Origin of the sequence: Ktedonospora formicarum, from assembly GCF_016587355.1 — a bacterium.
Lineage (GTDB): Bacteria > Chloroflexota > Ktedonobacteria > Ktedonobacterales > Ktedonobacteraceae > Ktedonobacter > Ktedonobacter formicarum.
Map to the genome: position 1 here is coordinate 200352 of NZ_BNJF01000005.1, position 14763 is coordinate 215114.

Genomic DNA, 14763 nt, shown 5'->3' on the forward strand with positions numbered 1-14763 from the left:
CGAGAGGCGACGCCACATGGCGTCGCCTCTACGCTTTTATTCCCTCTTGTTAGCTATGATGTCTGCCTGTCGGAGCGGATCGCGGAGTCAATGGTATGGTAAACCAGAAGGTTGAGCCCTCGCTGGGAGTGCTCTCTACGCCGATTTCACCCCCGTGGAGGGTGATGATGGTCTGGCAGATATAGAGCCCCAGACCCAGACCCATAGAGCCACAGGAATCGCCCTGAATGTGCCTGCCTGGAATCTGATAGAAACGCTCCCAAATCCTTTTTTGCTCGTCACCTGTTAGCCCTGGACCGTAGTCGCGTATAGATACCTTGACCAGGGATTGATCACAAGCTACGCTGATCGCAATGGGTTTCTCTTCAGGTGAATACTTGATCGCGTTGGTAAGCAGATTGGTAATCACCTGGCTAATGCGCATGGCATCGACCTGGACTGGAAGGAACGCACTCGCGGGGGGCTCGTAATTAAGCTTACGCTCTGGATGCTGACCCTGGATATCAGTGATGACCTGGAAGATGATGTACAGCAGATCGATAGGAGCTGTAAATATCTCCAGGCGACCCTGAGTAATACGGTTGGCGTCCATGATGTCATTGATGATACGGCATTCAGCGACGACCTGTTGCTCCGCGCGCGCCAGATTCTTCTGAATTCGCTCCATCTGTTCGGCAAACTCCTCTTTATTCTCTGGTGAAAGCTGATTCAGGCGCTTGCGCATCATTTGCAGACTCGTACTGATGCCTGTGATGGGCGTGCGTAACTCATGGCTCGCCATGCCCATAAAAGTATCACGCATCTGATCCCGCATTTTTTGCTCGGTGATATCGCGGGCGATAATATAAATCTCATTCTCATTCAGGTTTGGGCGAGCGCTCCACGACAACCATTTATAGGAGCCATCTTTGGCGAGATAGCGATTCTCTTCCAGATCTTGTGGCTCTCCTTGCGCGAGCCTTGCGAAACGCCTGAGAGACCGATCTCTATCCTCGGGATGGACCCAATCCGTCGCGAGCACACCTACCGCGTCCTCGGGAGTATAGCCAAGAATGTCTTCAAAGGCCTTGTTTATGCGCAGATAGTAGCCATCGATGGTCGTCATGCAGACGATATCGAGCGACATATCGAAAATGTTTTGCGCTTCCCGTTCCTTGTGTTTCAGTTCGGTAATATCAAAGGCTTCAAATACAATCAGAGAGACCTTGTTGTGCTCATATTGCAGAGGGGATAAGGAGTATGTACCATAGCGTTCTTCCCCAATGGGAGTGTAAAAGTAGCCGGAGTTCTCGACGTACTTTCCCTGTGCCGCCTGCGCGACTTCTTCTTTCAGCTCTCGTTGTACTTCGGGAAGCCTATCCCACCAACCTACCTGCCAGAGTGGACGACCAAGCTGTAATTCTACTGGAAGATGATAACGACAGTTTGTTTTAATAACGTCAATAACTATACCAGCAGTATCTAAAACAACGATATATGTTCTGCACTGTCGCAAAATGTCTTGAAAGCGGTTTTCATGCTTCTGTTTCAGCACCAATTGCTTCTGCGTTATGAGGCGCTGGATCATAGGCTCGTTCCCCTCCAAAGCAGAGGTATGCAAGCGTCCTTACCGGCTATTCTCTATCCTCAATATTAGACTATTTATCATAAAATATATCACAATCTTCGGTTTCTTCACAAGCTGATCGATTATACATGCAATATTACGTACTTGAGGAATTGCAGACAGGCAATGCTGGTCCTCGCGATGAGATTTCAGGTCGTAAACACTCAGTGATAATAGGTATGTCCAGCGTGGCGAGAATACTGAAGTGGAGAAATGGGAGTGCTTTGATTGTCGCAATATTACAGTAGCGCTTTCGGCGATTCATGGTTTATAATTGAGACTACAGTGCTCTAGTTATAAGTCGTCCTCCACGTAGGGAGCGGCTTCGTGGTGCAACGGGCAAGCAAGGGGCTATGCAGAAAAAAGAGAAGACCTCATTTCTCTCCAAAGATCGCAAACGTTCCGCATAACATGGCTATTTTACTTATCAAGAAAACCTGAGCGCGACAACGGCGTTGGTTTTCGCGTAAGACCTCGTGTACCCTCCATACAATGAAGTTGGCATAGGCACTGGTGACCACGAACCGCTATGGACACATGTCCGCTTGCGTAACCTCGGCCTGGCATGCTCCGGCCACACCTGGAGGAAAAGACTTATGCACTTCGATTTATACAACAAAAGCGTACTCACGCTAAAGGATTTCAGCGCCGACGAGGTGAACGCGCTCCTCGACCTCTCGGCTGAACTGAAGGCAGCGCGAGCGGAGGGGCGAGAGGTACAGCGTCTGAGGGGAAAGAGCCTGGCGCTTATCTTTGAGAAGGATTCAACACGCACACGCTGCGCATTTGAAGTTGCCGCGTATGAGCAGGGTGCACATGTGACCTATATTGGTTCTGGTGGCTCGCATATTGGCTACAAGGAGACATTTAAGGATACCGCGCGTGTCCTGGGGCGTATGTATAGCGGTATTGAATATCGTGGCTCATGCCAGCGTAATGCTGAGAGTCTGGCGCGCTACTCTGGTGTGCCGGTCTGGAATGGCATGACCGATGAGGAGCATCCCTTTCAGACGCTAGCTGATCTATTGACAATGAGGGAGCACGTTCAAAAGCCACTCCGCGATATATCTTTCTGCTTCCTGGGAAATGTGTGCTTCAACATGGGACGCTCGCTCTTGCTAGGGGCCGCGAAGATGGGCATGGATATTCGCCTGGGAGCGCCGCGTGCTTTCTGGCCCGATGAGCAGAGCCTTGACTTTGCGCGTGCGTTGGCAGAGGAGACGGGCGCGCGGATTACGGTAACCGAAGACCTGGAGACGGCAGTCCAGGGCTGCGACTTCGTGCATACGGACGTATGGCTATCAATGGGCGAGGATTCCAGGGAATGGGCCGAGCGTATACCTCTGCTGCGCCCCTATCAGGTGACGCCACAAATCATGGAAATGACGGGGAACCCTAACGCGAAGTTCATGCATTGCCTACCCGCGATCAGCAACACAGAGACGACCCTGGGTCAGAAGTTATATGATGAGTTTGGCCTGAAGGGTGCCGAAGTTGTGGAAGAAGTCTTCGAGTCCGAGGCATCGATCGTATTTGATCAAGCTGAGAACCGCTTGCACACCACCAAGGCCGTCCTGGTCGCCACACTCGCTAAATAGCGACCGCCGCGTCGCTAATGCTCTTTTCATATATACCCAAAGAGCAATGGTGCTTGATATGCTTGGGTTGAAACGGTGCAGGATGTTGAAAAGGTCCAGTATTTTGTGGCGCGCCACAAAATACTGGACCTTTTCCGCGAATGTGCGAGTAATATGTAGCCGCGTCGCTTTAGCAGCGGCTTAATCCAGCACAGTGACCTGGATGGACTCGCTACCGAGCATGGCGGCGACCTGGCTGCGAACCTGCTCGTTGTAGTTCATGGTGTTGTTGTGAGGGGTCAGGCTGACCTGCCACTCGCCATTGCTGACACAGATCTCATAGTAATCGCGTCCCGGCTGGTTGCTCAGGCAACGATGAAGATCCTGTACCTTCATGATGTCGTTGGAGACGGAGATCTCATCATCACCACTGATGTTGAGCGTGAACCAGACCTGATAGCGCTTGCGATTCATCTCTTCTTCCGCCTTCTTGAGCGGTTCGATGCTATCGCAAAGAATGCCCGGCTCATCGCGGCGTACCTGGACGGTCCCCTTGATGAGCACAATCGCGTTCTCTTGCCATTGGTCGCGGGTCTGCTCGTAGGTGCGAGGGAAGATGGTAATACCTAGCGTGCCATACATGTCCTCAAGCTGCACGACGCACATATCGTCGCCCTTCTTGGTGGTAATACGGCGCACCTCTTTAATCATGCCACCTACAGTCACCTTTTTGGTATCCAATTCCTCTGTGACCTGATCGATGGTATGCGTGGCTCCACGCGATACAAAGATGTCGCTCAGATAGGCGAGAGGGTGCTTGGCAATATAGACGCCGATCAGTTCTTTCTCCCATTCAAGCAGTTGTTTGCGCGGGATTTCTGGCACTTTCGTAGTCAGGCTAAATTCCAGCGAACTATCGGTCTCCTCAAGGTCTCCAAAGAGGCTCATCATGCCGCGTTCTTTGGCTGAGCGCTCGCTCTTCCCGTAGTTAATGGCGCGCTCAGCAGAGGCAAGCAGGACATGACGTTGGTTCTCTGATTCCACAAGCGAATCCATCGCGCCAACTTTGATCAGCGTCTCGATGACGCCCTTGCCGACTGCCTGGGGATTGACGCGTGTGCAGAAGTCGGCAAGGGATTTGAAGGGACCACCCTCCTGGCGAGCTTGAATGATGGCGTCAATCGGGCCGTCACCGATACCCTTAATGGCGAGCAAGCCAAAGCGCACGTTATCGTCCTCGATGACGAAGCCCTTGCCACTCTTATTGACATCGGGTCCGAGTACATCGACGCGCATACGTTTACACTCGGCAATCGCGTTCGCGATCTTCTTGGCGTCCGCAGCTTCAGCCGTCATCGTCGCAGCCATATACTCGGCGGTATAATTGGCCTTGAGATAGGCGGTATAGAAGGAGACGACGGCATAACTGGCGGCATGGGCCTTGTTGAAGCCATAACCACCGAAGGGGAGGATCTGCTCAAAGAGCGTCTCCGCAACCTCCTGCTTCACGCCGTTCTTAACGCATCCCTTCAGGAAATCGCCCTTGTATCCCTCGACCTCATGCATAATCTTCTTACTCAGGGCTTTACGGAACTTGTTGACTTTGCCCCAGGAGAAGCCAGCCAGGTTAACGGCGATCAGGAGCACCTGGTCCTGATATACGATAACGCCGTAAGATTCCTCTAGCCACTGCGAGAGACGGGGATCAAGATAGGTCACCTTCTTGCGCCCATGCTTGGCGTCGACGAATTCAGGAATACTATCCATCGGGCCTGGACGGTAGAGCGCGACCATAGCGGTAATGTCCTCAATGCAGGTGGGCCTGAGCTGTTTGATATACTCGCGCATCTTCGCACTTTCCAACTGGAAGACGCCCGTTGTTTCGCCAGCCGCCAGCAGATCAAAGGCCTTCTTACGCTTGAGGTCAAGTTCGGGGTCGCCAGTTGGATCAAGAGGGAGTTTCTCCAGGTTAATGTCCTCGCCTCGCGATTCCTTGATGAACTTGACGGCATTATCGAGGATGGTAAGGTTGGCGAGACCCAGAATATCATATTTGATGAGGCCGATCTCTTCCAGGTGGGCGTGTTCGTACTGGGTTGAGATACGACCTTCACGTTTTTGCAGGGGCACAAAATTGACCAGGGCCTCATTGGCGACCAGAACACCGGCGGCATGCACGCCAGTCGAGCGCACCGAGCCTTCGAGCTTAAGTGCCATATCCAGCAGTTCTTTGGCCTCGCCATCGTGTCCATAGAGATCGTTCAGTTCGCGAACGTCGTTGAGTGAGCCCTGAAGTGTGATCTTGGGACCAGTTGGAATCAGGCGCGAGATACGATCGCCCAGGTCTTGCCTGCCCATGGAGCGTGCGACGTCCTTGACCGACTGCTTGGCAGCCATCGTATTGAAGGTGACCATCTGCGCCACACACTCATGCCCATACTTCTCACCAAGGTAGCGGATGACTTCTTCACGTCGATCATCAGGGAAGTCCATGTCGATATCGGGCATGTCATCGCGCTCAGGATTGAGGAAGCGTTCGAAGAGTAATTGGTAACGCAAGGGATCAACATTGGTAATACCAAGCGTATAGGCGACCACGCTACCGGCAGCCGAACCTCTAGCAAGACAGCGAATGCCATGTTCGCGCGCCCATTTCACGTAGTCAGCCACGACCAGGAAATAAGGCACGAAGCCCTTCTGAATAATAATGCTCATCTCGTAGTCAAGCTGGCGCTTGATCGGCTCGGTGAGCTCTCCGAAGCGATAGCGGACACCATCGAGGCACTGAGCGTAAAGATATTCGTCGGGCGTGCTGAACTGTGGGGGGATATCGACTGATGGGAGGCGAGCCTTATAGGAAAGGGGATCGACCTCGCACTGCTCCGCGAGGCGTACGGTATTGAGTAACCCTTCTCGCAGTTCGGGGAACAGGTCGAGCATCTGCTGAGGGCTACGAAGGAAATATTCATCGCTATCAAACTGGAAGCGATTGGGGTCGCTCAACGCGCTTCCGGTCTGGACGCAGAGCAGGACCTCATGCGCGTGGGCGTCGTTATCGTGAACGTAATGCAGGTCATTCGTCACGATCATCGGAACCTCTAGCTCTTTGGACAGACCATAGAGGATATGGTTAAGCTTGTTCTGGGGGGAAGGGGTGCCATCCTTCTCCTTGCCGTGGTGTTCCTGAATCTCCAAATAATAGTTCTCGCGCCCCAGCAGGCCCTGATACCAGCGGATGGCGTTCTTTGCCTCTTCCTCTTTGCCTTCCAATAGCAGTTGTGGGATCTCGCCACCGAGGCAGGAGGAAGTAGCGATAATGCCCTCGGAGTATTGTGACAGGACATTCTTATCGATCCTGGCATGGTTCGCGTACATGCCATCCGTATTGGCGAGGGTCATCATTTTCATCAGGTTACGGTAACCTGTGTTGTTCTTCGCCATCAAGAGCAGGTGCGTATAGTCGCGCTGTCCGCGCTTCTTCATTTTGACGTTCATATCCTCGGTCAGATAGGCTTCAACTCCGAGGACAGGGCGCACATCGGCGGCCTTGCAGGCTTTGTAGAACTCAAGCGCGCCATACATCGCACCGTGGTCAGTGATTGCCAGGTGCTTCATGCCAAGTTCTTTGGCCTGTTTGATCAGAGTTTTGATGCGGCTGAAGCCATCGAGGAGAGAATATTCAGTATGTACATGCAGGTGTGCGAAGTCAGTAAAGTTTTGCATTAAATAATATCTTTCACCTAAGATGCTTGACCAATATACATTGATGAGTTGCTAGATTATGGTTTCTATCAACAATAATACTCTCAGAGACGCGAAGTCATGCCGGACTCTGGAAAGAAGAGGGACCTTTTGGTCTTAAGTATAGCAGATATGGGGTAGATCGGTCTGCTCTAATTTTGGAGGAGTGGGATGGAGAACCAGAAGGTTGATCCACCTCCTGGTATGCTTGTAATGCCTACCTGCCCCTGGTGAAGCTCTATAATACTGCGGGAGAGGTAGAGACTGAGACCGAGACTAAGATCAAGCTCATGTTGTACTCCTACGCCCTTGGTGCGGTAGAAGCGTTCCCAGATATGGACCTGGTCTTCGGGTGAGATGCCCGGCCCATGATCGTGAACCTGGGCATAGACGTTTTTGTCATCCTTACGAATTGTCACATCGATGGGATATTGGTCGCTTGAATAGGCCAGGGCATTATCAATGTAGATGTGAAGAACTTCCTCGATACGTTCGCTATCGATAAACACAGGGTAGCATGCTGCCTTATCGACGAAGGTGAGGCGGATATGATGATCTGGGAAGTGTGGTTGTATCGTCGCAACTGTTTCGCGAGCGATATTCGCCAGATTATACCTGCCCTTACGCAGAGTAAAATTATTGCTCTGAAGTAAAGCATCATCGATCATGTGCCCGATCAGGTGTTTCTGTTTATGGGCGCTCTCCCAGGCGCTATGGAGCAATAGCTGAAGGCTATCCATGCGCCTTTGGATATCGGGCTGGTCAGGATATTCTCTCCTACAGCGTTGTAGACGAAGCTGGGCTAGCTGAAGATTGCCAATCATGCTGGTAAGGGGCGTGTTCAGCTCATGGCTTATCTGGTTGATGAAGGTGTTCATGCGCTGGTTGCTTTCCTTGAGTGCCAGCTCGTTTGCATGTGATATAGTCCATGAGCGCATGACCAGGATGTGCTCAATAACGAGGACTATTAGAGTGGCGATAGCTTTAACGAGATTGATATCATGTTGATCATAGGCCTGATTTTTTTCGGTTCGGCCCACGATTAGCAGGCCAACAAGTTTATCCTGGGCGAAAAGAGGGGCGATGAGCATAGCCTGCTCGTTGAAATCCTCTTCATATTCAAGAGGGATATGGATTTGAGAGCGAGGTATAACAACCACTTTCTTAGCTTGCAGAGTCGCTATGATGTCCGGGTCGAGATACTCTGACATGGTATAGAGGCCTGCTGCCTTGCAGCGATGATGGAGTTGCTCATCCGTGAGACCTGTAGCAGATAGGATATAGACGTAATTATCGGGATAGGAGTGGGCATAAATAACAACCTGATCACAGTCCATCTCATTCTTGGCAAGCTCTACAAGTCGCTGCGCAATATCGGTTATCTCGGAGAGTAGGAACCATGGCTGCTCAGGAAATTTAAAAGACTGATATGTTGGTAAGTCAGAGAGTGTGGATACAAAGGTTTGTAAGGGGGTTGGATCTACTTTTTGTGCCTCTGTCTTAATGTGGGTGGAGACAACTGATTCACTATGTGATCCAGCTTTTAGCAGGGTATGTGTGCCTTGATGCTTCCCTTTTCTCATCGTGCCCCTCAGTATCGTTCAGCTTTGATAACAAGAGCCGATGAGTGTACACCTTTCAAACGACTCCTCTTCCTATTATTGGCTTGCAATCAAGCTGAACATTTTTGGATATTGTCAAACGAAAGGCCATTTATGATTATGTTGATAAATTAAGTCAATAAAGCCTTGACAAGGCGCGGATCCTCCATTTACAATGAAACTATGATCGCCGTGTGTGGTTAGGAAGCCTCGTTGCTTCTCTTAGTGAGGACAAATTGGTATGCCAATAAGAAATGAGAGTCAATCTACCGCTCGTACCCACCTATTTTATGCCCCGCTTCCCCTCATGTGTTGTTCCTCCATGCGCCGCCTCTGTTGTTGTCCTCGCTAAGTGCTTATGAGAAATCCAATGCCGCTGTCTCGTTCAGGTTTACTTAGGGGACAGAGGTCCAATCTCTTCTTTGATCTGACAATGATCCCATAAACTCTACTTATTATCACACCTGCAAGCATTAAATTGCTGTCATGCTGACAGCATGACGGGAAGACATGCGTGCCTTTTTGTAGAAATGGATAAGTTGATGAGTATTGTGAGCGAATCCCTTGCAGATGTGCGGTGCGAGCTTGTGCGCAAGGAGAGGCGCGATTTACTGGTTCTGAGCCACATGGCCCAGGCATTAGAGCGGATGCTTAAGCAGCCACAGGTTCTGGCTGAGGAGCGACCGTGGTTGCATATGTCGCTGGAAAAGAAACGGCGAACGCATCGCGTTGCCATCTATCAACCTGAAGCGCTACGGATAGGCGGTGCCTTCTCCTTTGTCGGGTTTGTGAGCCAGCGGAGCACTGTTCTTGAGCCGGAATTGATCAATGAGGTGGCGCGAGTGGATCAGGAGATGCTCGTACACATAGGAAGCGTCCCTGGGTTGATAAGCTATTCGTCGCTTGAGCTACGGCCTGGCCTCTGGTATAACTTGGTGCTCTTTCAGGGGGCGGCGCTAAAGTCACATCTAAGAGGTATGGTGACGCACAGATATGCCGCGTACGAACTGGCTCCATCCTATTACGATTGGATTCGTTTGCATCAGGGAACGCTATCTGGCGGCCTGACGCGCTTACGCTTGCATTCAACACGCTATTATATGTTCGCGAGTACACCATCTAGTGCGGAACTGACCTATACTGAGACCGAGTTGTGAGTGGGAGGAAAGAATAATATGGCTGAGAGTACATCTGGAGCGGTGTTACGGGCCGCCACATATCTATCTCCATTGTTATATGACACCTACGCGTCCATCGCGCGCTATCTCGAAAAGCATCTGGGCCTGACAACAACACTAGCGGTAGGTGAGACGCTTGACGAGGTCACGAATTATGATCTGGCCTTTCTCTGTGGCTTGCTCTATGTACGCCTGAAGGCCGAACCGTCTAGCGAAATAGAATTACTGGTCGCGCCCGTACTCACGAATGAGCGCTATAAACGTAAAGCGGTCTACTTCTCTGATGTTGTTGTGCGCGATGAGAGTCCTTATACCTCGCTAGAGGATCTTTATGGAACGGTGTGGGCGTATAACGAGACATCCTCTTATTCGGGCTATAGCTTTGTGCGTTATAACCTCTTCGAGCGTGGTATCTCGCCTGATTTCTTCCGCTGCGCGCTCGCTACCGGCTCGCACCTCCAATCCTTGAGTGCCGTAAGCGAGGGGCGAGCGGATGTGACGATGGTGGATTCGCATGTGCTTGATGTACTGCGTCTGCGACAGCCAGAATATGTGGCAAACTTGCGCGTCATTGATGCCTTTGGCCCGGCTAGCATTCCTCCTCTAATCATCTCTACGCGCCTGGCTCCAGAGCTTCGCCAGCGGGTGCGCGATACGCTGCTTACGATGCATCTCGATCCCTTAGCGGCTCAAGCCTTGCGCGCGGGCTGCATCGAACGCTTTGTAGCGGTTGATGATGGCTCATACGACGATATCCGGCGTACGTTCTCCCTGGCGCGAGTGTGAGTACAAAGAGAGAGGGGCTGACCCATCTGAGTCAGCCCCTCTCTCCTTATGTTTCTCTGTGCCTATGGTAAGGTGATGAAAGAGACGCCGGCACCTGGATAGAAATCCCAGTAAGAGAGGGTCGCGAAACCGCCGCCATTGTTATACCAGTTGTAGTTGCTAGTATGAACGCTTCCATCGGAGTTGATGGATTCAACGATAGCGACGTGGCCTACACCGCCCGCGCCCTGTACGCCTGGCTGCAAGACGATGATCGCGCCGACGCTAGGAGATGCGGAGACGTGATAGCCGTATTGCCGTGCGCCGCTGTCCCATTCCCAGGCATTACCATACCAGGGAACCCATACACCGAAGAGCTGGTGGAAGCGGTATGAGGCCCAGTAGGTACATTGTCCATACGCGCCATGATTAGAGGTGCCGCCTGCGAGAGCGCCGCCCGAGTTGTTTGTAGTATTGTTGTAAGTCAAATCGTCATTGCCATACATCGTGACCGCTGTCTGGGTTGCAGCCTGCTCTACGATGGAGGCATCGCTGGCGGCCTTGGAGTCATAGACATTCTGATTTTGCCCGTTGGCTGTAAGATTACCCATTCCTGCCTGTGCATCAAGTGGGCCGCCGAGTGTGTTTACCATGAGCAGGCTACCCACCATGATGAAGAGCATGAGCGTGGCTACGCCGATCTGGATGACGACACGTCTTCCCTGAGGAGGGCGGATACTGGTGGTACGCTTGCCGTTTTCTCCCGCGATGGTAACTGGCGGACGGAGCGCGGTCGTCTTGCTCTTCGCCAGGGCCAGTCCGTCTGTGCTAACATTGGTTGAAAGCTGGCCTGTCGAGACTGGACGCATTAAGGCATAATTGCCGTTGGATGATGAAATAGGTCCTGTCGAAGGGGCTTCGGGTATGGGGGTGTAGGGGGTTGCAGGAGCCCCGTAGGCCTGCTCACCCTGTGGGGCCTGATTGTCCGCAAATACGCTGGCACCACTATAAGGCCCCACGCTGCTACCGTGTTCTCGATCCATCAATGACATTCTTGCTTCCTTCAATTATTTCTTATGCGAGAGCCTGAGTGTGCTTGGAGGCTCGCATAAGACCTTGCAATTTCGCGGTGCTGGTCTATTTATAGGTGTGTGAATTCAGTAGTAAAAATAGTTATAAATGTGAATGCATTGCCTCTACTCTACCCAAGTGCCTACCTATCGGTCAAGTTTCATGTCGCTCTATAGGAGTATATGGCTGATCTGCTAATGAAATGCGCGTCTATCGATATGAGCTCTCTACTTGAAGCTCTTAAAATGTCCTCATTTGAGGGAAAACGACATATTATCAATGACATCGCGATGCAAGGCCTTTGCAAAGGACAGGGAAACCTAAAAACACGATAGAGGATCTGGAGTGTGAATATAGTGCTTGTATTGCCCGCACTCTTCCGGCATACCGCTGACGTTAGCGAGGAGAGGGCATTGGAAAAGGATGCCAAGCCTAGCACATGGAGATTTACCTTTCAGATTCCCTAATATTGCGTACTTGTGAACGAGAAAAAGGCCCGAAGATATGTGTCCATGACATATGTCTTCGAGCCTTTTAGATAAGCAAGTGAATGGTTGTGTCAATCGTCCTATTTTGCTGTTTGCCTGCCTATTTATGGGTTATGATACGCATATATACCCATTTATTGGTATCATTCGTCATAGATGTGTATTTGGAGCAGTGACTGTGGAACAGCAACAACGTATAGGACAGCAACTTGGCAATTACCGCCTGGGTCGTATGTTGGGGAGAGGTGGCTTCGCTGAGGTGTATCTGGCGGACCATGTGCATTTGAATACTCAGGTCGCGGTCAAAATTCTCTCTACTCGTTTAACAGAGGATGACGTGCAGGAGTTCAGGCGCGAAGCACAACTGCTGGCGAGTCTGGTGCATCCGCGTATCGTGCGCGTGTTGGATTTCGGTGTGGAAGATGGGTCCCCCTATCTGGTTATGGATTATGCCCCCAACGGAACCCTGCGGCGTGCTCATCCCAAGGGTTCGCGCCTGCCTATCGAGAGTGTCGTTACTTTGACGCGGCAGGTGGCCGAAGCCTTGCAGTACGCGCATGATAAGCGCCTGATCCATCGCGATGTAAAGCCAGAGAACATTCTCCTGGGACGCGATAATGAGATTCTGCTCAGTGACTTTGGCATCGCGCTGGCGTTTCAGAGTTCGCATCTTCAAAGCACACAAAACATTGCCGGAACAATTGCCTATATGGCTCCCGAGCAGATCCAGGCTCATCCGGTTCCTGCCAGCGATCAGTACGCGCTTGGTACGGTCGTATATGAGTGGCTCTGTGGGCAGCGCCCCTTTAATGGAACGTATACCGAGGTCGCGATTAAACAGAGCACAGTGTTTCCTCCAGCGCCCAGTTCGCTACGTAGCGACCTTGGACCCGCGTTCGAGCAGGTTGTACTTCGTGCTTTACATAAGGACCCTCAACAGCGCTTCCCACGCATTCTCGATTTTGCTCTGGCGCTGGAGCAGGCCGCACAGCAGGCCGATTCGCAACTCTTTATCCCGACCGAGCGTAGGGTTAATCCTCCTTCATTGCCCGGTAACTATGCCCCGACCCCATCTTCTACGAGCCTCTCCAGTCTCTCGACGCCTGGTCAGTACACGCCCTCAACAAACCCACCCGCCTATGTCAGCGGTCAAGCGCCATCACCCTATATACCATATGGTATGCCCACGCCCGGCACGTATGTCGCGCCGCCAGCGCCAAAACGGCGTGGGAGGCGCTCGTTGCTGATTGGGTGCGCGGTAGGGTTGGTCGCGGTCTGCGCTCCCACTAGCTGGTTCGCGGTAACCCAGGGTCCCAAACTGGCGCGCAATGTGCTGAACTCAGCAGGTGGCGTCACGGGTCTGGCGCTGCCTCTCCTTTCCTACAAAGGGCATAAAGATTACGCTTATGTCGTCGGATGGTCGCCGGACGGCAAGTATATCGCGTCCAGTTCAAACGAGGGTACGTTGCTGCTATGGAGTGCCGATAAGGGCGAGACGCGCCTCTCGGTGCGCAGCCTGGTGCAGCCGCCGGAGTCGGACGATTACGCCTGGTCCTTGGCATGGACCGCACACCCCACACAGCGCCTGGCTGCTGGCTTTGTTGATGGCACTATCCAGATTCTTGATCCGAATGCTGGCAAGCGCCTTCTGGCTCTGGATCGGCAGGAGGGTGGGGTGATCCCTGTTCTCTCCTGGTCACCAGATGGGCGTTATCTTGCCATTGTGGGGAGTGATGATCGAGCGCGTGTCTACTCCTATGAGCCCTGGAAGGTTGTACGCACCTATGGGGAGCATACCGATGATGTAAGTTCTATCGCCTGGTCACCAGACGGCAAATGGCTAGTTACTGGCTCAAAGGACACGACCGCGCGCATCTGGGAGCCACTCACTGGGCATACGAAAATGGTCTACAAGGGGCACGCGAGCGAAGTCTCCTCTCTCTCCTGGTCTCCCGATAGTAAGCAAATCGTTTCGGTTGAGCGCAATCAAAGCGCCAAAATCTGGGAAGCCGCGACCGGGACCACACGTTATACCTATCAAGCTCCAGGGGGCGCTCCCATCGGTGATGCCTATTGGTCCAATCACGGCAAATATGTCTCTATCTATGGCGGAGATGCGCAACTCAGCTTGTATGACACACACAGCGGCAAGATAGAGAAGAACATCCCTACGGGCGTCTCCTTCAACCATTCCTGGTCGCCCGACGATACGCGCATTGTCTCCGCCAGTGGCGAGAAGACGGTTGACATCTGGGAGGTAAACTAGGGTTGCTGTACCGCTTTTGAACTCGCGCAAAAGAATAGGTAGATAAGCAGCGAAGAAAAATAAAGAGAGGATACGATATGGCAAGCATAACCATCGTTGACGAATCGACTATGGGCCAGAAGCGTGCCTGGAGTCTTGATATATTAGAAGAGGCACTCAGCCTGCGCGAGCTTATTCGCAGGCGTATTTACCAGGAAGTCACAGAGTTTAACGCTCGGCAAGTGCTCGACTTCAATGGTCTGGTCCAGCCAAGCGATGCCGAGCGCTCACTCAATGGTTATCGTCTCAAGAAAGCGCAGAAGCTAAACTGGGAGACACAATATAAGCGTGCTTTAGAAGCCTTTAAGGGGCATGGCATTATTGTGCTGGTGGATGATAAGCAGGTCGATGACCTTGATGCGATAATCACACTTCACGCGGGTTCCGAAATTACGTTCTTCAAGCTTGTGCCACTGGTGGGAGGATAAAGC

At 52.0% G+C, this 14763-nt stretch carries 9 protein-coding genes; 5 read left to right on the forward strand and 4 right to left on the reverse strand.

What is annotated here, in order from left to right; genetic code table 11:
* Positions 1-49: 49 nt before the first annotated feature.
* A complete protein-coding gene (locus K3T82_RS37170) occupies positions 50-1567 on the reverse strand; it encodes a PAS domain-containing sensor histidine kinase (RefSeq protein WP_220198556.1) in 1518 nt (505 codons plus the stop codon).
* Between the two features lie 635 nt (positions 1568-2202).
* Between K3T82_RS37170 and argF the strand changes: the two genes are divergently transcribed.
* Positions 2203-3204, forward strand: a complete 1002-nt coding sequence (gene argF / locus K3T82_RS37175) for an ornithine carbamoyltransferase (protein ID WP_220198557.1) — start codon at positions 2203-2205, stop codon at positions 3202-3204.
* Between the two features lie 180 nt (positions 3205-3384).
* On the opposite strand, the gene dnaE is transcribed toward argF, so the two are convergent.
* Positions 3385-6906, reverse strand: a complete 3522-nt coding sequence (gene dnaE / locus K3T82_RS37180; RefSeq protein WP_220198558.1) for a DNA polymerase III subunit alpha — start codon at positions 6904-6906, stop codon at positions 3385-3387.
* A gap of 170 nt (positions 6907-7076) precedes the next feature.
* Positions 7077-8507 (reverse strand): GAF domain-containing sensor histidine kinase, encoded by a 1431-nt coding sequence (locus K3T82_RS37185; protein ID WP_220198559.1) that lies wholly within the window; start codon positions 8505-8507, stop codon positions 7077-7079.
* Between the two features lie 560 nt (positions 8508-9067).
* On the opposite strand from K3T82_RS37185, the gene K3T82_RS37190 reads away from it, so the two are divergent.
* Both K3T82_RS37190 and K3T82_RS37195 read left to right on the forward strand, forming a co-directional pair.
* Entirely contained in the window at positions 9068-9682 is a 615-nt protein-coding gene (locus tag K3T82_RS37190; RefSeq protein WP_220198560.1) for a hypothetical protein, read from the forward strand.
* Between the two features lie 18 nt (positions 9683-9700).
* Positions 9701-10489 (forward strand): PhnD/SsuA/transferrin family substrate-binding protein, encoded by a 789-nt coding sequence (locus K3T82_RS37195; protein WP_220198561.1) that lies wholly within the window; start codon positions 9701-9703, stop codon positions 10487-10489.
* 62 nt (positions 10490-10551) lie between these two features.
* Here K3T82_RS37195 and K3T82_RS37200 read toward each other — a convergent pair whose 3' ends face one another.
* Positions 10552-11520, reverse strand: coding sequence for a CHAP domain-containing protein (locus tag K3T82_RS37200; protein WP_220198562.1), 969 nt, complete (start codon positions 11518-11520; stop codon positions 10552-10554).
* Positions 11521-12205: 685 nt separating this feature from the next.
* Between K3T82_RS37200 and K3T82_RS37205 the strand changes: the two genes are divergently transcribed.
* Together K3T82_RS37205 and K3T82_RS37210 are read left to right on the forward strand one after the other, a co-directional pair.
* Entirely contained in the window at positions 12206-14293 is a 2088-nt protein-coding gene (locus tag K3T82_RS37205; protein WP_236031806.1) for a WD40 repeat domain-containing serine/threonine protein kinase, read from the forward strand.
* A 77-nt stretch (positions 14294-14370) separates the two neighbouring features.
* Positions 14371-14760 (forward strand): hypothetical protein, encoded by a 390-nt coding sequence (locus K3T82_RS37210; RefSeq protein WP_220198564.1) that lies wholly within the window; start codon positions 14371-14373, stop codon positions 14758-14760.
* Positions 14761-14763: the final 3 nt, after the last annotated feature.

Bases quoted from the DNA above. Each gene is read 5' to 3' on its own strand.
- K3T82_RS37170 (WP_220198556.1), bottom strand. From the start codon at position 1,567: ATGATCCAGCGCCTCATAACGCAGAAGCAATTGGTGCTGAAACAGAAG.
- argF (WP_220198557.1), top strand. From the start codon at position 2,203: ATGCACTTCGATTTATACAACAAAAGCGTACTCACGCTAAAGGATTTC.
- dnaE (WP_220198558.1), bottom strand. From the start codon at position 6,906: ATGCAAAACTTTACTGACTTCGCACACCTGCATGTACATACTGAATAT.
- K3T82_RS37185 (WP_220198559.1), bottom strand. From the start codon at position 8,507: ATGAGAAAAGGGAAGCATCAAGGCACACATACCCTGCTAAAAGCTGGA.
- K3T82_RS37190 (WP_220198560.1), top strand. From the start codon at position 9,068: ATGAGTATTGTGAGCGAATCCCTTGCAGATGTGCGGTGCGAGCTTGTG.
- K3T82_RS37195 (WP_220198561.1), top strand. From the start codon at position 9,701: ATGGCTGAGAGTACATCTGGAGCGGTGTTACGGGCCGCCACATATCTA.
- K3T82_RS37200 (WP_220198562.1), bottom strand. From the start codon at position 11,520: ATGTCATTGATGGATCGAGAACACGGTAGCAGCGTGGGGCCTTATAGT.
- K3T82_RS37210 (WP_220198564.1), top strand. From the start codon at position 14,371: ATGGCAAGCATAACCATCGTTGACGAATCGACTATGGGCCAGAAGCGT.